The organism is Campylobacter concisus (assembly GCF_902460895.1).
In the GTDB taxonomy this organism is placed as follows: Bacteria; Campylobacterota; Campylobacteria; order Campylobacterales; family Campylobacteraceae; genus Campylobacter_A; species Campylobacter_A concisus_BC.
The window spans coordinates 632796-653063 of sequence record NZ_CABPVL010000002.1 but is presented as its reverse complement, the minus strand read 5'-3'; the positions used below and the strand labels follow the sequence as shown (position 1 = coordinate 653063).

The following is a 20268-nucleotide window of genomic DNA, read 5'->3' as shown; positions in this document are numbered from 1 at the left end:
TCTCCCTTAAATTTCATAAAGACTAAAGCAGCCATAGTCCGTTCTAACTGCAAGTTTGCCATCTATAAATTTAGCCTCGCAGTTTTTCACGACGTGATCTAGCGTAAATTCTGCCATCACATCACCACTTTTTAGATTGATAGAGTAGGCTCTGCTTTGATCTACCACCACAAGTTTGCCAGCCTCCACGCAAAACTCACTCACTCTTAGATACTCATCCTTTATCCAAGGCTGTTTTGTCACCTTTGCACTCTTTATATCAAGGCAAAATAGCTTGTTTTCAAGATATTGCCTAAGTAAAAGCGTGTTTTCGTCCAAAAAGCAAATTTTATCTAGCACACCAAATTCTGCTCTTAGCTCGCTTAAAATTTCGCCATTTTTTGCGTTTAAAATTTGCAGCTCATTTTCTTTGGTGCAAAGAGCAAGCATGCTAGCATCCGCACTAAGCGCTGCGCAAAGTATCGGCACGTGGTTTTTTGTGCTGCATTTATACTCGCCAAGCTTTGAAATTTTACCCTCGCAAAAAGTAAAAATTTGTCCAAACATACCAAAAACTGCCGCATTATTTGCAGAGCAGATAAAGCTCGCTATCTCGCTACTTTTCTTAACATTTTGCTCGGCTAAAATTTCACGAAATTTAGCCTCTTTTGGCTCAAAAATGTAAATTTCATGATCAAGGTCTAAAAGTAAATTTTCGCCTGCATACTGGATGTCCCACGCAAGCGGCTTTGGCAATGCGATCTGCTCTTTTATAGTGCCGTTTCGATCAAGCCACGCCAAAAGATCGCTAGGCTTGCCTCCATCTTTTTGACCGCCACTTTTATAAACGTAAATTTCATCTCTTAAGCCTGCAAACGAGAGTGCTCCAGTGTATCCACCACCGATATAGACATGCAGGCTCGCTTTGCCGGCTTTAGCCTCGCTATCTTGCAGGATAAAGCCCTTCTTTAGGCTCTCCCACTCTTTTTTGACGCAGGCTTTTTTAGCCTCCGTCTCGCTTGCAAATTCTTTTTTACTCTGCTTTATTTTAGCGCCTTTTTGGCTCACGCTTACTAAAGCTTTATCCTCTACGCCAAGTCTTAGGCGCTCACCGCTATCAAAATTTACAAGCTCACGCATATTTTACTTCAAAAAGTTGTCGTAAAAACTACTGATAAATAGCACCAAAATGACAAAAGGCACGATAAATTTGATGTAAAAAAACCAAATATTTATAAGCTTTGCGTACTTTTCGCTGCCTTGCAAGATCTCTTTTTTCGCTTCATCTTTTAGCACCCAGCCGACAAATATCGCGCATCCAAGTGAGGTCAGCACGAAAAATATCGTTGCACTTATCGCGTCGTATGCGTCAAAGATATTTTTACCAAAAATGCTCACGTGGCTTAGTAAATTTGTAGCCATAAGTGAGGGCAAATTCCCAAGCACAAAGATGACGCTAAGCACTAAAAATATCGCTTTTTTGCGTTTTATCTTAAATTTCTCTTGCAGCGTTGTAATGATCACTTCATATATCGGTAGCGATGTCGTAAGCGCAGCAATCATAAGAAGCGCAAAAAACGCCACCGCGAAAAATCCGCCAAACGGCATGTGTGAAAAAACTATCGGAAGCGACTTGAAAACTAGGCTAGGCCCGCTATCTGGCGAGACGCCATAGCTAAAGAGCGACGGGAATATCATAAAGCCAGCAAGCACGGCTATGACGGTGTTTAAGATGCCAGTGATGATAGAAATTTTAACCAGCCCTTCGTCCTTTTTAACAAAGCTTGAGAGCGTTATCATCACGCCAAATCCAAGTGAGAGCGCAAAGAAAACCTGCCCCAAAACCTCGACAAAAAGCTTTAAGCTTATCTTTGAAAAATCAGGCGTTAAATAAAATTTCACACCCTCCATAGCACCTTCAAGAGTGATGTTTTTAGCGATCATGACGAGCATTAGGATAAAAAGAAGCGGCATTAGGTATTTTGCTGAGCGCTCGATGCCACCAACTGCACCTTGCACCAAGATAGCGTAATTAACCAGAACAAAAACAAGAGTTGCAAAGCTTATGGCAAGCGGATTGCTAACGATATTTTGCTCGTAAAATGCGCTAGTTTGCTCAAAGCTCACGATGTGCGAGAGATCAAGCAGGCCAAATGAAATTTGAGCGATATAGTTTAAGACCCAGCCGCCGATAACCATATAGTAAGCCATGATGCCAAATGCGCCAACAAGCCCCATCCAGCCGACTATCTGCCACTTTTTGCTGATCTTTTTGCCATTTACTGTGCCACCAAATGCATCTACGGCGTTGCACTTTAGGCGCCTACCGATGGCGTTTTCAACCAAAATCATAGGAATACCAATGACTATCATCGCTATGCAAAATACCAAAACATAGGCCCCACCGCCGTTTTGACCGACCAAGTAAGGAAACCGCCACGTCGCGCCAAAGCCGACCGTAGCCCCTGCAACAGCTAAAATGTATGTAAGTCTCGAACTCCACGATTTTCTATCCATATTATCTACCTTTGTGAAAAATTTGGATTATATAAAAAAAATGATTAAATTTTGCTAGCAAAAGGCGATACTTGCGTGTAAATTTGACTTTTTTGCTAAATTTTAGGACTTTTATGGACGGAATTTATTTTTACTTTTGTGGGTAAATTTCTTTTTACTCAAAAGGGAGACAAGGTGGACTTGAATTACGCTCTGCTTGCAGTTGCGAGCTTCGGAGCAAAAGAGCTCCCCCCCCTAACAATCCCCCTGTCTGCTTGCAGTTACGAGACGAAGTCGCGAAGTAAAGCCCGACAACGTTAGAGGTGGCATGCAATAGTGCTGGCGCGCTGCATGCGTTTTGTTGAAAATCAATCAAATTTCACTCAAATTTACCTTCTCACAACGTGCAAAAACTGCATATGTTTGCGGTATTGCTCGATGACGTCATTTATCAGCGTAGCTTCGCTCCAGCCAAGCACATCGTAGTCCTGACCGCCCTCTTTTAGATAGACCTCAGCTCTATAGTAAAGATCATCGCCGTCAAGCTCTCTGGTGTAGTCTGGACTATGGCTCTTGGTGAGATAGACGCCATATCTAAAGTCCATCTCGTCGCCAAGTCCGACATTTAAATTTACAAAATTCTCGCCATTTGCGACCTTTGCTTCAAGTCCGTTTTTGGCAAATTCCTCTTTTAGCTCGTTAAAAGCTTTTAGTGCAACCTCGTTTAAAAATTTCTTGCCATCTTTCTTGCCTGGCAGCGTGATGATCGCACTTAGACGTTCTTGCCACGGCTTTGAAAGATCACTAATAGGCATGTTACTAAAGTTATTTGTCTCTTTTTTGGTTAGATCCACACGTAACGCCTTAAATAGCCCATAAATGGCGCCAAGTAGCACTATGGAAAATGGCAGTGCTGTCGTGATCGTAAGTGCTTGAAGCGAGCCAAGACCACCAGCTAGCATCAAAAATGCCGCCACGACGCCCACTGTAACGCCCCAAAAGACCTTTTGCCAAACTGGTGTATCATCCTTGCCGTTTGAGCAAAGCATGTTCATAACGATCGCCGCAGAGTCGGCAGAAGTTACGAAAAATATGACGATCATAAAGACTGCAATCACGCTTAGCACGCCTGAGAAGCTAAATTTCTCCAAAAACATAAATAGCGCTGAGGCTGAGTCAGAATTTACCGTGGTCGCTAGCTCACTAAAGCCACTTTGCACCAAAGCGATCGCCGAGTTACCAAAAAAGCTCATCCAAGCAAAGGTAAAGCCAGTTGGCACTAAAAGCACGCCTATCACAAATTCTCTTATCGTTCTGCCCTTTGAAATTTTAGCTATAAAAAGCCCCACAAACGGCGACCAAGATAGCCACCAAGCCCAGTATAGCAGCGTCCAACCGCCAAGCCAGCTCTCGTTTTGCCTCTCGTAGGCGTAGAGGTTAAAAGTGTTTGAGATGAGCGTAGAGACGTAGTCACCGCTGTTTTGCACAAACGACTTTAGAAGCTGCGTAGTATCGCCCAAAAATAGTATCAAAAACATAAAACATATAGCTAGTGCGATGTTTGCGTTTGATAAGATCTTGATGCCCTTATCCACGCCGCTTGCCGCTGAGATGGTAGCTGCAAAACAAAGCACTATTAGAAGCGTGATGTGCATGGTCGGCAGCCCAAAAACGTGCGTAAGGCCAGCATTTACCTGCAGCACGCCGTATCCCAGCGAGGTCGCCACACCAAAAAGGGTCGCTACGACGGCAAATGTATCGATGGCGCTACCTATCTTGCCGTAAATTTTATCTCCGATGATCGGATAAAATGCCGATCTAAGCGTGAGTGGCAAGCCGTGCCTATACGAGAAAAAGGCTAGAATTAGCGCTACGATAGCATAGACCGACCATGCGCCCATGCCCCAGTGAAAAAATGTGATATTCAACGCAAGCTTTTGCGCTGCGATAGTTTGTGCGTCGCCAACTGGTGGGTTTAGATAGTGCATGAGCGGCTCGGCCACACCAAAAAACACTAGACCTATGCCCATGCCAGCAGCAAAAAGCATAGAAAACCACGAGATATTTTTGTGCTCTGGCTTTACGTGATCGGCTCCTAGTTTGATCTCGCCAAGCTTACTAAAGCCAAGAATGATGACGCTTAGCAGTATGACGGCGACGACCAGGATGTAAAACCAGCCAAATTTGGCCGCGATGTAGTTTTGCATACCCTTAAAAAACTCATTTGAGAAATTTGGAAATATCGCTGCAAATGCCGCTATTAAAAATATGACAATAAGCGATGGGATAAATACTGAATTATTAAATTTTGACCTTTGAAATTTAAACATTTTTCTCCTTTTTATAAATTCAGTCTCGCTTTAAAATAACAAAAAAGAGTAAATAGGTCAAATTTTCTCTTTAAAGTTTTTATGAAATTTTAAGCTTTAGCCACCAAAAATAGCCACTTTGAAATTTATCTCAAGTCCCTTTTATCTCTCTTTGGTTTTGCAAGAGTTATTAGCACTATGACGACAAAAGCGATGCCAAATGTGATATACAAAATGATCTTTGGCGAGTCATACTCTATCCTCGACCTTGCGACCTCTTCGCCGCTTGCTTCCACTAGCTCGCCACGCTTTATCATATCGCTGATATCTTTTGCGCTAAGCTCTTTAGATGCTCTTGTTAAAATTTCTATGACGCTAGGACCCACCACCTCATAAACGCTATGTTTTATGCCATAAAATGGCTTTATCTTGCTAAAAAAATAAAGCTTATCGCCATTTGCATATACTGCGCCATATTCGCCATCTTTTACCAGCCCTACTTCGCGCCAAGAGCTGCTTGGGGCAAATTTATATAAAGAGACTGTTTGCGCCTCTAAGTGTCTGCCGTGCTTTGAGCGCCGCCACTCTTCGCCTTGCTGTAAGAAATACGCCGAGCTCTCATCTACAAAAACGTCAGCATAGAGCCTTTTTAGCTCGCCTTTTAGCTGGTAGTCTGAAATTTTAGCTTGCTCGTTTTTGCTGCTATCCCAAAAGTAAATTCCATCTTTGCTGGCAAGAAGAGGCCAAAACGAATGCACGTTATCCACGCTATAAATGGCGCTATAAGGCATATTTTGAGCGCTAAATTTACGCTCATTTGCAAACGCCGCCCCACTTTTTGGCTCAAAAAGATATTCTATATCGTGCTTTGGGTCATAACATATCCGGCGCACCTCATCTGTGTAGCCAGCATCAAGCTTATAAAAGCCTAAAAATAGGCTTTTACCATCTGTGTAATATCCGCTAGGAGCGCCATTTTCTGCCGTGATGTATCTTAGCTCGCTAGGCTGCGCGTCAAGCTTTTCACCCTTGTAGTAAAGCGTGCCGCCATCTCTTGCAAAGCCAGCGTCAAATATAGGCTCTAAATTTGCACTTTCAACCAGCTTTGTCCTATAAAAATATGAGCTATCATCGTAGCTTTTTATAAAGACGTGAGGAAGGTTTTTCATAATGGCACTAAATTCGCTAAATCCCGCCTCTTTCTCGCTTCTAGTGCTGCAATAATAGCTTATCTTGCCATCACTTAGATAGCCATTGCCAAGCACTTTGGCACTTTTTGGATCAAGACCAGGCAAAATTTCTCTAGCGCAATAGACATGATTTTTATCAGCCGCCACATTTGAGTAGTCATATGCGTGTTTTAGCTTTAAGACCCTAAAACTAGCCTCATCGACGCCTTTTAGCTCATACTTGCCGCTACCTGAAATTTGAATATAAATTTTACCCTCTGGCGAGCGATAAAACTCGCTATTATCAATGTTTGCAAAACCTCTTTGATACTCGCCTTCATGCCAGAGATAAAGCATCGCCAAAACAAAAAGTAGCGTCAAGATGACTAAAAAATAAATAAATCTAATAGCAATTTTTCTCATAATCTATAATCATCTACCCTTTTTTTAAGCTTTTTTGCTTGCTTTTTATTTTTAAAAATGGCGCCAACTACCGAGACTATAAATGCAATGGCTAAAAATATCCAGTAGGCATATTTTTGCGAGTAATCATCAAAGTCGCTTATAGCATCGATCACCACCTCGCCCTCAGCTGGCACCATAGCGCCTTGATCTACCATTTTTACTATCTCATCAAGTTTTAAATTCTCAACATTTGAGTCATAAGGACGAGTGAGAATTTCAACCACGCCAAGGTCGTTTATATCATAAACACTGCTGTTAAAATGCCAGCCGTAGCCGACGTTATCAAAATAATATGTCTTATCTCCGTTTGCATAGACCGCTCCGTAGCCATCGTTTCTTACAAGACCGATCTTTCGCCACTGCTCTTTTGTATCAAGCCTTACGATAGACGTGTGGCGCGAGCTTAGGCTGTGATCATTTTTCGTGTTGTGCCAAATTTCATAGGTTTTTAGAAAATATGTCTTGCCCTCATTCATCACCACGTTGCCGTATAGTGGCGTTATCTCGCCTTTAAATGGATCATCTCCGTCTCTTACAAACTCGCCTTCATCTATGCTGTTATACCACTGCCACTTTCGCTCCCAGTGATAGATACCGCCTTTGCCACGAAAGAGCGCATGATAGGAGTGCTTATCTTTTAGATTAAAAAGCGGCTCGTATGGGGCAAATTTGGGGTCAAATTCATGATCATTTGCATAGACCATGCCAGAATTTGGCTCATAAAGATAGTGAATGCGCCATATCTCGCCGATATCACGCATTTGTGGGCTAAATTTGATCCCTAGCTTTGTGCTGTCATAATAGACATTTTCTCCGTCAGTTGTAAAATGTATGCTCTTTCTGCCAGATGCCTGCTCGATGTAGCGCATTTTGCTGGCATTTGCGCCCTCTAGCTCTTTGCCATCATGATAGACCTTCGCGCCGTCGCTTGCATAGCCAAAGCCCAAGATCGCAGCTAAATTAGCGTTATCAACCTGTCTAAATTTATAGATATGAGTTTGCGCTTTAGGGGTGTTAAACATTTTATGTGAGACGATGTCCCAAAACTCTTTAAATGCAGATATTTCGAGGTTCGTCTCGCTTACGCTATCGCAAAAATATGTTATCTTGCCATCGCCAAAGTAGCCATTACCAAGCGCTCTAACGCCATTTGGATCAAGCCCGCTCATCACGAGGTTGCCACAATATACCGCCTCATCACTAGCGCCAACGTTTCTGTTGTCGTATTTGCCGGTGTCAATGTATCTAAATTTGCTGGCCCTCACGCCTATTAGCTCAAATTTACCCCCACTTGGCACCATGGCATAGACCTTGTCATCTTTGACGTAAAAAAAGCTATTATTTAACTCTTTACTATCACCAATGTCGTCATCTAAAATAGTAGCTAACCCAAAGACAAAAAAGTAGGTAGAAAAAAATATCACAACAATGGCGATTATTACTGAGATTAGCGGATGTTTTTTTAACATTTTAGCCTCGTTTCAAACAAATTTAGCGACCTTATCATGCCGCAAACCTTTCATACATTTAAATTTCACAAAACCTATCCAAATATAAAATATCTAAATATCAAAAACCTAAAATATACAAATTTACCCATCCAAAATAGAAAACAAGCGGCTGCTAATGTAATAATAAGCCTAATAATATCAAATTCCAGCGTAACCCCATAATAAATAAAGACTGACGCAATAAAGCATAAATAAAAATAACAAAGCATAAAGATCAAATTTGCAATCCTTGCAAAAACTCCTGACTCTTTGCTGCTTTTTGCGATTAGCCTAATTGTCTCTATCTTATTTAAAAATCCAACCTTTTTATATTTTATCTTGACTAGATCGCCTACTTCATATTTTTCTATCTCTGGTGAAAACACCCCACTAAATCTCTCTTTACCTATCAAAAGGCTCATGCTTGTGGCTAAATTTTGTCTAACAACTCTCGTATTTAGCGCGCTTATCCTACCGATCTTTTTCAAGCTACTCTAGCTCCTCGGCGATCTCTAAAACTTCAAAATAGTCATTTTCTAGGCTTTCAAGCTCGGCTTTTGCACTTTCAAGCTCTTCATAAAGCTTAGTAAGTCCTACTTCTTGATAAATTTTTGGATCACTAAGTCCCTCGTTTAGCTCGGCTACCCTTGCTTCAAGAGCTGAAATTTTATCTGGATATGTGTTTAAAATTTGCGTTTGTTTGTAGCTTAGTTTTGCGCCAGATTTACTCTTTTGTTTGGCTTCATTTTGGCTATTTGCTAGCTCTTTTTCAAATTTATCAAGCTCTTTCATCTCATCTTCAAGCTCCAAATAGACGCTATACTCTTCATGTAAGACATTTATCTTTGTCCCCTCAAACGCCCAGAGTTTATTTGCCATCTTATCGACAAAATATCTATCGTGGCTTACTAGCAAGATAGCCCCCTCAAAGCTTTGCAAGTAGTCTTCTAAGATATTGATAGTTGCGATATCAAGGTCGTTTGTCGGCTCGTCAAGCACCAGCACGTCGTAAGTTTTGGTAAAAAGCATCGCAAGCGCGACACGGTTTTTCTCGCCACCACTTAAAACGCCTATCTTTTTATCCAGAAATTCCTTTGGAAAGAGGAAATTTTTAAGATAGCCATAAACATGCATATTTCGCCCACGAACTAGCACGTGATCGCCGCCATTTGGGCAAAATGTCTCTATAAGGCTCTTGTCATCATCAAGGACATTTCTAGCTTGATCAAAGTAGCCGATACTCACCTCGCCCCTTTTTATCTCGCCACTACTTTGCTTTTCAAGTCCTAGCAAAATTTTAAGTAGCGTGCTCTTGCCACTGCCGTTTCGTCCAACTATGGCAATCCTTTCGCCCTGCAAGACCCTTGCATCAAATTTCTCAAAAAGCACCTTGCCGTCTATGATCTTGCCTAAATTTTTAAACTCAAAGAGCATTTTTTTGCGGTTTTGGCTCTGTGTTTGGTTGAAATTTTTACTCGCTCGCTCAAGTTCTAGCCTCACGCGCCTTATCACACCTGGGTTTTTCTTAGCCTCCTCGCGCATAGCTAGCACCCGCTCTTTTCTGCCCTCATTTCGCTTTAGTCTAGCTTTTACGCCGCGCCTTAGCCACTCCTCTTCAGCCTTTAGCTGTTTTAGCAGCGTCTCATGCGACTTTGCAAGGCTTGCTAAAATTTCCTCTTTTTTGGTTAGATAGTTTGCATATCCGCCCTCGAAATTTTTTAAGCTTGCATCCTCGACCTCAACGCACCTAGTTGCCAGAGCATCGATAAAATACCTATCGTGGCTTATGAAAACTATGCTTTGATTTGAGCTTTTAAGCATATCTTCAAGAAATTTGACCATATAGACATCAAGGTGGTTTGTAGGCTCATCAAGCAGCAGCACATCTGGCTTTTTAAGGATGAGCGCACCCAGTGCCACGCGCCTGATCTCGCCGCCACTTAGCGAGCAAATGGGCCTGTTTTCATACTCTTTTAGCTTAAATTCTTGCAAAATTCGCTCGATCTTATGCTCGATATTCCAGCCATCTTTTGCCTCTATAAATTTTAAAAGCCTCTCTTGCTCTTTTAAAATTTCTTTGTTTTCAGGCTCATTTGCTAGTAAAACGCCACTCTTTTCATACTCGCTTATCGCGTCAAATATCTCTTTTAGCTCGTTATTTAGCGCATCTCTTACGCTAAATGTGGCGTTAAAATTTGGATTTTGCGCTAGCATCTCGACGCTTATTAAGCTCTGCACTATGCGTCTGCCACTATCAGCTGTCACCTCGCCAGAGATGATCTTCATAAGCGTGCTCTTGCCACTGCCATTTTTGCCGATGATTGCTATCTTTTCATTTTCATTTACGCTAAGGCTTACGCTGTTTAAAATTTCATTTGCGCCAAATTTTTTACTTACGTCTATTAGGTCGATTAATGCCATTTTTCTCTCAAATTTTAAATTTTTTGGATTATATCAAAAGGGAGCTAAAACCTAATTTGGCTATAATCGCCCAAAATTTAAAAAGGGAGAAATTTATGAATCTTTCTATGAAAAAACTGGTCGTACCTATATTTTTAGATATGTTTTTGCACTTTATAACGCTCATCATCAACACCTACATGGTGACAAAAGTGAGTGTGCATCTAGTTGGCGCCATGGGTGCGGGCAATCAAGTGATGGATCTTTTTATGACCATTTTTAACTTTTTAAGCATGGGCTGTTCAGTCGTCGTCGCACAAGCACTTGGAGCAAAGCAAAACGAGCTAGCCTCAAACGTCATACACGCAAGCATCACGTCAAATACGGTCTTTGGCATCTTTTCAGCCATCATCATCTACGTCTTTGGCTACAACATCTTAAATTTACTAAACGTGCCAAGTGATCTCATAAACGATAGCTTCTCATACCTTCACATCCTTGGCTTTGCATTGCTCTTTGATGGCATCGGCATGGTGCTAGCTGCGGTGCTTCGCGTCTATAATCTAGCAACTGCTGTGATGCTAACTTCAGTTTTGATGAACATCATCACCATCTTTGGCAACGCCATCGCCCTTTTTGGTTGGTTTGATCTGCCAAATTTAGGCCTGCAAGGTGTTGCTATCTCGACATTTGTGGGCAGACTAATAGGCGTTTTTGTCCTACTTTATATGCTCATACGCGTGGCAAAAGTTAGAATTTATCTTAGCAAACTGCTTGTCGTGCCGTTTGGAATTTTAAAGAAAATACTCTCAGTTGGCCTACCAAGCGCTGGTGAAAATTTACTCTGGATGGCGCAATACATGGTCGCTTTTGGCTTTATCGCGAGCATGGGCGAGGCAACTCTTAGCGTGCAGACTATCTACTTTCAGATCACTCTTCTCATCTTGCTTTGTGGAGCTAGTATCAGCGTGGCAAACGAGGTCATCGTGGGGCATTTAGTGGGAGCTAGCGAATTTAACGAGGCTTACGCAAGAACCTTTAAAGCCTTGTGGCTTGGAATTTCTATCACGCTCGTCGTCGTTTTGATCGCCTACGCCTTAAAGTATAAGATCATGGACGCACTAAATTTAGATGATGGCTTGCGCAAGATAATGCTACCACTCTTTACACTCTCGATCGTGCTAGAAGCTGGCAGAACCTTTAACATCGTCATCGTAAATGCCCTTCGTGCAAGTGGCGACGCGAAATTCCCGCTAGCGACTGGGCTTATCTTTATGTGGGGGCTTTCGCTGCCGCTTGGATATTTCTTAGGCATACACCTTGGCTGGGGCATCGTTGGCGTTTGGATAGGATTTTGCGCTGATGAGTGGCTAAGAGGCCTTGCAAATACATGGCGCTGGAGAAGCAAAAAGTGGCAAGAAAAACGCCTAGTTTAAGGCAAAAGAGCCTAAATTTAGACTTTTATGGCTTAAGCGTTTTAATAAATTTTAAAACAAATGTAAAGGCTATGCGATTAAGAGTTGGTAAGGACGCTAAGATCACGCTTTCTATGCCATTTTACAGCACGCAAAAGATGGCTCTTAGCTTTCTTGAGACGCACAGAATTTGGCTTGAAAATGCTTACAAAAAAGCTCTTTTAAATTTGCCAAAAGATGATGAGATGAAATTTCTTGGGCAAATTTATAAGATCAAATTTGATGAGAGCGCAAAGGTGCCATTTTTTGAAGATAAATTTATCATAACGCCAAATTTAAAGGCACTTGAGCGCTTTAAAAAAGCAAGAGCAAAAGAGCTATTTTTAGAGCTTGTAAGCTACTATCAGCCTCATATCAATAAGCCAGTTAGTCGCATCGTCATAAGAGATAGCAAAACTCGCTGGGGCAGCTGCAACCACAAAAAAGGCTATATAAACTTAAGCCTAAGGCTTATAGAAAAGCCACTCTCTGCCGTGCGATACGTCGTGCTTCACGAGCTTACTCACCTGCTCTATCCGCATCATCAAAGCAGTTTTTATAAATTTATAGAAGCCATCATGCCTGATTACAAAGAGCAAGAGCAAATTTTAAAATCATAATTATTTTTCATCAAGTAAGTGTAAATTTAATATGTTAAAATTGCACATTACTTTACAAAAGGAAAATTTAATGAAAAAAATGATTTTTATCTCGCTTCTTGCAGCTTGCGCTCTAGCAGGCGACTTTGAAGATGGCTTGAAGGCTTATGCTGACTCAAATTTCACTGAGGCTTTGTCTAAATTTGAAGCAGGATGCGCAGCAAATGACGCAAGATCATGTGCAAAAGCAGGTGCGATCTACCAGCTTGGCAAAACTGATGTGCCAGACAGTAATAAAGCGTTAGAGTTTTACAACAAAGCTTGCCAAGGTGGCGAAAAAGAGGGTTGCTCAGCAGCTGGTGGAATTTATCTCGATAACGATCCACAAAAAGCAAGAGAGCTTTTTAACAAAGCTTGCGAGCAAAACGACGGCTACTCTTGCGGCATGATAGGCTCGATACTAATAGAAGCTAAGAAATTTAAAGAGGCTTACACCTTCTTAGAAAAAGGCTGCAAACTAAGTGATAAGATGTCTTGCGAGTTTGCGGGCGATCTAAAACGCTCAAAACAACTTTGATCTTTAGGCTTTAAAAGCCTAAATTCTCACTTTTTATAAAATCAATAGAAATAAATAAATTTAAAAAGTTTAGGCAAGAGAGCTCTTGCCTAATGTTAAATCGCTCTTATTTGATCAAGCGGTTTATCTTTTATGCCCCACTGAGTCATAAAGACAAAACCATAAAGAGCTGCTGCTACGATGTAGGCTGTGTATTCGTTTGGCATTAGACCAAATTTCACGCAGATGTTTGGCACAAGTGCTAGAGGCACAACTGGGATAAGTAGCGCCCTCTCCCAAATCCTAAGCTTTGTGACGTAGTATCCTTGAAGCAAGCTTGAAAAGGCAAACATACCCACGATAGCCATGCCAAAGACAAGTAAAATTTCAAGTGGATTGCTCATCCAAACGATACCTTTTGAATCAAGCGGATCGCCAGTATTTATGCTCTCAATAAGCATAAGTTTGTTGTTAAAGAAAAAGGCAAATGGCAAGATCGCTGTTCTTAAATCGTAAAAAAATCCTTGCACGCCAACGGTTATTGGATTTGCCTTGGCAATGCCAGCTGCTGCGTAGGCTGCGATGCCAACTGGCGGCGTATCATCAGCTAAAATTCCAAAGTAAAAAACAAAAAGATGCACGGCGATAGCGGGGATTAAAAAGCCATTTTTGTGCGCTAAAAACAAGATAACTGGCGCAACAAGGCTTGAGACGACGATGTAGTTTGCTGTCGTTGGAAGACCCATGCCAAGGATGAGCGACATAAGAGCTGTGAGAAGTAGTATCATCATGATATTATCGCCTGCTAAAAGCTCGACTAGATCAGAAAGTACTTGACCAAGGCCAGTTAGAGAGATAGAGCCCACGATGATGCCAGCAAGAGCAGTTGCGATGGCTATTGTAGTCATGCTCTTTGCAGCTGCGACCATCGCCCAAAATATATCCTCAAAGCCAAGAAGCACATCGTTTAGCCCTACCTTTTCGCCTGAAGCTAGCTTTTTAGTTGGCTCTTGAAAGATCATTATCAAAAATAAAAATCCTATCGCATTAAACGCTGCGGCTATGGCTGACTCTTTTGCGATTAGCAGTGTATAAAGCAAGATCAAAATAGGCGTTATATAGTGAAGACCGCTAACAAAAATTTTAAATCTTGAGTGAAATTCGCTCTGATTTATGCCCTTTAGTCCAAGCTTGACGCTCTCTAAATGCACGATGAAAAATAGCGACAAATAACAAGCAAATGCTGGGATAACCGCTGCCATCATGACGTTTGTATATGTCATGCCCAAAAACTCAGCGATGATAAAAGCAGCCGCACCCATGATAGGTGGCATGAGCTGTCCATTTACGCCAGCTGCGACCTCGATAGCTCCAGCTTTTGTGCGTGAAAGGCCAGCTTTTTTCATAAGTGGTATGGTAAATGTACCAACGGTTACGACGTTTGCTGTGGAGCTGCCTGAGACCATGCCAGTTAGGCCACTTGCGATGACTGAAGCCTTAGCTGGGCCGCCTCTATATTTGCCAAGAAGAGAAAAGGCTAAATTTATGAAGTATTGTCCAGCGCCTGCTCGCTCAAGCAATGAGCCAAAAAGAACAAAAAGGTAGATAAAGCTAACACTAACGCCAATAGGCACGCCAAAGACGCCCTCAGTCGTCAAAAACATGTGCCCTGCGATCTTTTCAAAGCTAGCGCCTTGATGAGCGATGATGTCTGGCATATAAGGGCCAAAGTGATCGTATATCAAAAATAATATACAAATGATAGGAAGTGCTGGTCCCATGACACGTCTGCCAGCCTCAAGTAAGACGATGATCGCCAAAAACGATATGACGATATCTTGAGTGATATAATCCCCTGTCCTATCAGCTAGCTCATAAAAATAAACCGCTGGATAAAGCACGGCAACAACGCCTATCACGCAAAAAACTAGGTCGTAAAATGGCAAACTTGAGTGAGCCTTTTTATGAAAAGTGACTGGATAGAGCAAAAATACAAGCCCAACTGCAAAAGCTAGGTGCACTGAGCGCGAAATGTTAGTATTTAGTGGGAAATACGCTATATAAAGCTGAAAAACCGACCAAGAGAAACACGCAAATGCGATGAAATAGTTGTAAATATTGCTATTTATCTCTCTTGTCTTTACTTCGACAAATTGTTCTTCGTTGTCATTAACTTCGTTCATCTCTCTCCTTTAAAATTTAAATATATAAATTTAGAAGAAATTTGCATATTTAAATTTTATCCAGAGGCAAAGCCCCTGGAGATGGATTATTTTAAGATACCAGCCTCTTTAAATGCAGCCTCTGCAGCTGGGTGAAGCGGAGCTGAAAGACCTTGAACGAGATCTTCTTTATTTACTGATTTTAGCGCTGGGTGAAGAGTTTTATACTCATCAAAGTTATCTAAGATAGCTTTTATCACAGCTTTTACAGCCTCATCTTTTGTATCTTTGCTAGTTACCAAAACAGCCTTTACGCCGATAGTATTTACATCGTGATCGACGCCATCATATGAGCCTTTTGGGATCACACCTTTTGCAAAGTATGGTTTTTCTTTAAGAAGATTATCGATCTCGCTACCTTCGATATTTAGGATATCGATAGGCAAAGATGTCGCAGCATCAGTGATGTTTGCAGTTGGGTGACCAACGACAAAGCTATAACCATCTATCTTTTTATCTTTTAGTGCGTGTGGGCATTCGCCAACTGTTAAAACGCCGCGATATCCTAGTTTTGAAACGTCAAAGCCTTTTGCTTTAAAGACTTCAAGCGTACTCACTTCGTTGCCGCTACCTGGGTTTCCGACGTTATATTTTTTGCCTGCAAAAGACTGGATATCACTTGTTAGGCCGCTATCTTTTGCCACGACAAATGCAAGAAGCTCTGGATAGATAGCCACTACTGAGCGTAGATTTTCATCTTTTGCTCCGTCAAATTTGCCAGTGCCGTTATATTTGTCATAGACGACGTCGCTTTGAACAAAGCCAAATGTAAGCTCTTTTTTAAGGACGTTATTTACGTTATAAACAGAGCCGCCAGTTGATTGGACAGAGCATTTTACGTCTGTATTTTTGTTTGCCAAGCGGCAGATCGCTCCACCTATCGGATAGTACGTGCCTGTCATGCCACCAGTGCCGATACTAATAAATTCTTTTGCTGAAAGTGTTGTTGCTAAAAGCAATCCAGCAAGTACCAAAGAAGTAGTTTTCATCTAAAATCCTTTCAAAAAATTTAAGGCTATTTTATTCTATAAATTTAGCTTTGTATCTTTTTGCTATGATATTTTTATGCCATTTTTGTAAAGTTGCAACCATTCTACACAATCAAGGCTTAAAAAAATATTTTCTTAAGAATAAATTTATATTTCTTTATAGGGCGATTTGATTTTAATAAAACAAGAGCCCAAATATTATTTTTATAGCATGTACGATAATAACTTACTTAGTAAACTCAAATTGAGTTTACTGTAAGGTCTTGGCAGACGGCCAATATTTTTATTCTCATAATAGAATAAAAATATAAAAGCTCAGACAAACCATTATCTCTAAAAACTAATTTTTACAGATAAAACGTCTAAGCTTTTTATAAGGATTAGATAAATTTTCTTAAGAATATTGAAAGGTTATGTGACGAAAATTTCAAAAGGCGTACAGATTGTTTAAAGGTGGCGTTTGATTTTCTTTCACTGAACATAGACTATTAAGCCACCACTACTGTTTTTGTTGTATTTATATCGTCATTATATTTGCTATCAAGCCCACAAGCAAATTTTATATCCACCGTCTTTGCCTTGCTAGGTGTGACATAGATAAGGTTACTCTCATCGCTTATATCATCTACAAACTGGAAAAATCCTATACCACTTTTTGGAAGCGTTGTATTTTTGTATATAGCCTCTATATATTTAGGTGTTATAAAGATGAAATTCTTATCCATGAGCGAGTATTTAAAGTTAAATGACGAGATGCTAAATTTATCATCTCTAAAGCGAGAGCTTAGATGTTCTTTTAGCTTCTTATCTTTTACGTCAGAGCCCTCGTCTAAATTTAGCTCCATCTCTTTAAATCCCTCTTGGTTTTTATGCTCCACATCATTTAGCTTATATATGCAAACAGCAAGGTTGTCTGCTTGATTAAGGGCTGATTTTACATGCAGTCTTATGTGAGCGCTATTTAAATTTGGATTTAGCACCGCAGGGTTATCGTTTTCAGATGCAGGGCTACCTATGCTATGAGCTAGCTTTATCCTATTTTCTTTTTTTATGCACCTTAGCGGTGAGCTAGTGTTGCTTAGGCACGCTGGCACTAGATCTTGCATAACAGCATAGTGGTCATTCATGCTTTTTAGACTAAGAGCCGCTCTTGGCACGTATGCCACCTTTGTGCAAGGGTTTTTAGCTGAGCAGCCAACTATCGGTGAGTTGATAAAATCAACATCAAGTATCACGCCTTGATCATCTGACCTTATGCTTTTGCCAGCTCTACTTTTTAAGATCACATGGCCACCATGTGGGCAAACTACCACGTCATCTTCTATTATTGGATTAGCAAAGGCAGTACCACTAGCACTTAGCGCACTACTTTTCTTTTCTAAGTTTAGCCTCTCATTTGCCTTTTCAAGTGACTCTTTGGTCTCTTTGTTTGTTGGCTTTAGGTCTATATTTAGGCTTTTGTTTAGCAAAGAGTAGTTTAGCACACAAGCTCGTTGGTTTTTATAATCGATAGTTAGTCTTCCCTTGTCTTTATCCTCATCTCTTGGCTGATGAGAGAAGCTTAGCAGGCTAGAATTTGACTCCTCCCCGTCCTCTTCTTTTTTAAAGTATAGTGGATAGTCTGATTGCTCAGTGGCGGTATTTAGGAGCATAGAGCCTAGATATACTCTTTGCTCCATATTTTTACTATCTAGTTTAAATATATCATTTAAAACCGCCACATCTATGATGCTTTTATCTTCAGCACTTACACTAAGAGTGTTTTCTTTTTTATGAAAGATATCCCCAAAGCTCTCATTTGCAAGAGCTCTTATATCCTCAGTTGCTAGTTTGTTATTGCGTGCTATATCGTTATTGCTTAAAGTTGATGGTTTATGCGCTATGACTATCGCTTCATCACTAGAGCTTGCCTCATTAGAGCTAACGCTAGCTAAGAAATTCTCGTTTTCTTCAAGTTTTTTGTAGTCGGCATATTTTAGGCTTATTATGCTTTTTAGTATCTCTATCCTATCTTTTACGTACGTAGTAGCAAGCTTCATATCCACCTTGTCATCACACAGGGTTGTTATGCTCTTATAGATATTTTTATTATAAGCGAAGTATTTACCTAGTTCGTCTTTTTCTATCTTCTTATCAAAGACAAATAAATTTAAAGCACATATCGCCACTAGCATATCTATATCACCAGCTCTAGCACTGCTCACTATCTGCGAGGCATTTAGCTTTTCTATATCCTCGGCATCCAAAAGCCTAACTAAGTGAGCCTCTTTGTCGCTATTTTTATCTATATTTTTGCCTAAATTTTCGATGATATATCCAACCATATCTTGTTTAAATTTATCATCGCTAAATTTCCCTTGCTCATAAAAGAGGTTTAGATAAGCATAGAATATATATAAAGGTGTATCAAGCATCGAGGTGTTGCTTATACTATCTATATCCACATCTAAATTTAGCTTCATCCTTATACATCTTAGTTTAAATTTAAGCGACTGGATATACTCATTTAGGTAGTCTAGAGCGCCTACGATATCTTTACCCTCTATCTTGCTTTCGTTTTCTTTATGCTCTAAAAGATAGCACATCAAGTATAAAACCATCACACTATCTTTTAGCGAGTGTGACCTGACTAATATATTGATCAAGTGTCTATTATCAGTGTTTTTATACTCTATCTCATCAGCCATACCAACACCTAGCTTAAACCCAAGATCAGATATAGCAGAAAGCGTAGGCTCCCATAACATATGCCAATCTCTTTCATAGCCATCCTCATTTTTGCTGATGCTTTGCTTTACACTTTCTATATGATGTATCTCTATGCCTAGATCATCACCCTTGCTAGCTCTTTTTATATTTAGGTTTGTATCTTTGTTTGATAGAGTCTTGCACGCCTTATCGTTCTTCTCAACTGCATTTACACACTCTTTCACCGTGCTCTTGTCATCTTTAAAACCAAACATACCTTTTATTTTATTAAAAGCAGAATTTACTAGCTTTCCTAAAAAGCCATCTGGATCAACAAGTCTTGCTACATACTTTGCCCCTCTTACTATGCCTTTAGCTATAAGACTAAGAAACCTTACCACCCAAGTAAAAGCTGAGCCAATTATCCCACCATCAATTCCTGGGGCATTATAAGTATATAGCTCTTTTACTCCACTATCTTTAAATGTAACAGCATATATCTGTGCTAGATGTCCGCCTAGTGAGTGACCTGAGAGGATGACCTCTTTAGGACCATGAGAGGCTTGCTCTTGGTCTAAATTTAAAGAGCTTTCATCCTCGCCATCCACACTATTTAAATTTAAACTATGAGAATTTATAGCTTCAACCATGCTTGATTGGAGTGATGTTAGTGCAGATATCTGCATAATGGCCTTAGAGGTAATAGCCATAAAAAAGTCGTCAACAAAGTCGTTTCCCTTTATCTCAGTTCCTCTAAAGCCTATGATATAGTTTGACTTTTCAGTGTCATAAAACACTGACGAGCTAAAGCCTGATTTTTGGTTTGGTATATGTTTTACTAGCTCGTAGCGATTGACAAAGAGTTTTGTGCGAGGGGAAATGGTATAAATTTCATCTTTACCTACAATTAGTCTTTGTTCTTTTGAGTCTTTGTCGTAATATATAAAATTTTTAACATCATTATCTATTTTTACGTCTTTCAATTCTCCATTTTCGCCAACTGGCTTTTTAACTATTTTATCGGCCATAAAGTTAGCTTCTATTGCTAGAGCATAGGCAGTGGTATCACCAAGCTGACGGTTATTTATTCTTGATTGTCTAGTTTGGTTATCCTCTGTTATTTTATCACCAAGTCGTATATTGTCCGAGTATCTCCAAACAGGATTATCAATTTCTTCTTTTTTACAAGAGTTTATTGTATTTTCTGGTAAATTTTCCAACCCATGCTTTTTTGATAATCTATCTAGCTCTCCCTCTTCATTCTCAAAGACATTATGTAAAAGAGCATAAGAGGCATCAGCAATGTCAATGTAATCTTTAAAGCAATTTATCAGTTCCTTGCTTGATTTTTTAGTTTGCATTATTTATCCTTGCTTGCTCTTTCAAATTTGCCATTTACTAGTATAAATTTATTACCACCACCAACACTTTCAAAGCTGTTTTTCTTAAAAC

General features: G+C 40.3%; 13 protein-coding genes. 3 read left to right on the top strand and 10 right to left on the bottom strand.

Annotated elements, in window-relative coordinates:
- Positions 1-6: 6 nt before the first annotated feature.
- The 7 genes from F3G98_RS04420 to abc-f form a co-directional block, all read right to left on the bottom strand.
- Positions 7-1119, bottom strand: a complete 1113-nt coding sequence (locus F3G98_RS04420) for a hypothetical protein (protein WP_103608826.1) — start codon at positions 1117-1119, stop codon at positions 7-9.
- A 3-nt stretch (positions 1120-1122) separates the two neighbouring features.
- Positions 1123-2496 carry a sodium-dependent transporter gene (locus tag F3G98_RS04415; protein WP_103608825.1) on the bottom strand — a complete coding sequence of 458 codons (1374 nt, stop codon included), beginning with the start codon at positions 2494-2496 and terminating at the stop codon, positions 1123-1125.
- A gap of 368 nt (positions 2497-2864) precedes the next feature.
- Positions 2865-4805, bottom strand: coding sequence for a BCCT family transporter (locus F3G98_RS04410; RefSeq protein ID WP_149725795.1), 1941 nt, complete (start codon positions 4803-4805; stop codon positions 2865-2867).
- A 125-nt stretch (positions 4806-4930) separates the two neighbouring features.
- Positions 4931-6376, bottom strand: coding sequence for a DKNYY domain-containing protein (locus F3G98_RS04405; RefSeq protein ID WP_149725794.1), 1446 nt, complete (start codon positions 6374-6376; stop codon positions 4931-4933).
- Complete coding sequence (locus tag F3G98_RS04400) at positions 6373-7887, bottom strand: DKNYY domain-containing protein (RefSeq protein ID WP_149725793.1); 1515 nt, start codon at positions 7885-7887, stop codon at positions 6373-6375. The genes F3G98_RS04405 and F3G98_RS04400 overlap by 4 nt, the downstream gene beginning before the upstream one ends.
- 74 nt (positions 7888-7961) lie before the next feature.
- Positions 7962-8396 (bottom strand): hypothetical protein, encoded by a 435-nt coding sequence (locus F3G98_RS04395; protein ID WP_103615084.1) that lies wholly within the window; start codon positions 8394-8396, stop codon positions 7962-7964.
- A 1-nt stretch (position 8397) separates the two neighbouring features.
- Positions 8398-10329, bottom strand: coding sequence for a ribosomal protection-like ABC-F family protein (gene abc-f, locus F3G98_RS04390; RefSeq protein ID WP_103608820.1), 1932 nt, complete (start codon positions 10327-10329; stop codon positions 8398-8400).
- 95 nt (positions 10330-10424) lie between these two features.
- Here abc-f and F3G98_RS04385 point away from each other — a divergent pair, with 95 nt between their 5' ends.
- The 3 genes from F3G98_RS04385 to F3G98_RS04375 all read left to right on the top strand — a co-directional run bounded on the left by F3G98_RS04385 (position 10425) and on the right by F3G98_RS04375 (position 12938).
- The gene (locus F3G98_RS04385) at positions 10425-11744 is read left to right on the top strand and encodes an MATE family efflux transporter (protein ID WP_107945648.1); all 1320 of its coding nucleotides are present in this window, start codon (positions 10425-10427) and stop codon (positions 11742-11744) included.
- Entirely contained in the window at positions 11720-12382 is a 663-nt protein-coding gene (locus F3G98_RS04380) for a M48 family metallopeptidase (RefSeq protein ID WP_223231304.1), read from the top strand. The genes F3G98_RS04385 and F3G98_RS04380 overlap by 25 nt, the downstream gene beginning before the upstream one ends.
- 70 nt (positions 12383-12452) lie before the next feature.
- Complete coding sequence (locus F3G98_RS04375) at positions 12453-12938, top strand: tetratricopeptide repeat protein (RefSeq protein ID WP_103573912.1); 486 nt, start codon at positions 12453-12455, stop codon at positions 12936-12938.
- 95 nt (positions 12939-13033) lie between these two features.
- Here F3G98_RS04375 and F3G98_RS04370 read toward each other — a convergent pair whose 3' ends face one another.
- The 3 genes from F3G98_RS04370 to F3G98_RS10370 form a co-directional block, all read right to left on the bottom strand.
- Positions 13034-15100 carry a TRAP transporter permease gene (locus tag F3G98_RS04370; RefSeq protein WP_149725792.1) on the bottom strand — a complete coding sequence of 689 codons (2067 nt, stop codon included), beginning with the start codon at positions 15098-15100 and terminating at the stop codon, positions 13034-13036.
- Between the two features lie 86 nt (positions 15101-15186).
- Positions 15187-16128 (bottom strand): TAXI family TRAP transporter solute-binding subunit, encoded by a 942-nt coding sequence (locus tag F3G98_RS04365; protein WP_149725791.1) that lies wholly within the window; start codon positions 16126-16128, stop codon positions 15187-15189.
- 488 nt (positions 16129-16616) lie between these two features.
- The gene (locus F3G98_RS10370) at positions 16617-20177 is read right to left on the bottom strand and encodes an Mbeg1-like protein (RefSeq protein ID WP_188116967.1); all 3561 of its coding nucleotides are present in this window, start codon (positions 20175-20177) and stop codon (positions 16617-16619) included.
- Positions 20178-20268: the final 91 nt, after the last annotated feature.

What these genes read in the sequence shown, in the direction of transcription:
- F3G98_RS04420 (WP_103608826.1), bottom strand. Translation starts at nt 1,119, where the DNA reads ATGCGTGAGCTTGTAAATTTTGATAGCGGTGAGCGCCTAAGACTTGGC.
- F3G98_RS04415 (WP_103608825.1), bottom strand. Translation starts at nt 2,496, where the DNA reads ATGGATAGAAAATCGTGGAGTTCGAGACTTACATACATTTTAGCTGTT.
- F3G98_RS04410 (WP_149725795.1), bottom strand. Translation starts at nt 4,805, where the DNA reads ATGTTTAAATTTCAAAGGTCAAAATTTAATAATTCAGTATTTATCCCA.
- F3G98_RS04405 (WP_149725794.1), bottom strand. Translation starts at nt 6,376, where the DNA reads ATGAGAAAAATTGCTATTAGATTTATTTATTTTTTAGTCATCTTGACG.
- F3G98_RS04400 (WP_149725793.1), bottom strand. Translation starts at nt 7,887, where the DNA reads ATGTTAAAAAAACATCCGCTAATCTCAGTAATAATCGCCATTGTTGTG.
- abc-f (WP_103608820.1), bottom strand. Translation starts at nt 10,329, where the DNA reads ATGGCATTAATCGACCTAATAGACGTAAGTAAAAAATTTGGCGCAAAT.
- F3G98_RS04385 (WP_107945648.1), top strand. Translation starts at nt 10,425, where the DNA reads ATGAATCTTTCTATGAAAAAACTGGTCGTACCTATATTTTTAGATATG.
- F3G98_RS04375 (WP_103573912.1), top strand. Translation starts at nt 12,453, where the DNA reads ATGAAAAAAATGATTTTTATCTCGCTTCTTGCAGCTTGCGCTCTAGCA.
- F3G98_RS04370 (WP_149725792.1), bottom strand. Translation starts at nt 15,100, where the DNA reads ATGAACGAAGTTAATGACAACGAAGAACAATTTGTCGAAGTAAAGACA.
- F3G98_RS04365 (WP_149725791.1), bottom strand. Translation starts at nt 16,128, where the DNA reads ATGAAAACTACTTCTTTGGTACTTGCTGGATTGCTTTTAGCAACAACA.
- F3G98_RS10370 (WP_188116967.1), bottom strand. Translation starts at nt 20,177, where the DNA reads ATGCAAACTAAAAAATCAAGCAAGGAACTGATAAATTGCTTTAAAGAT.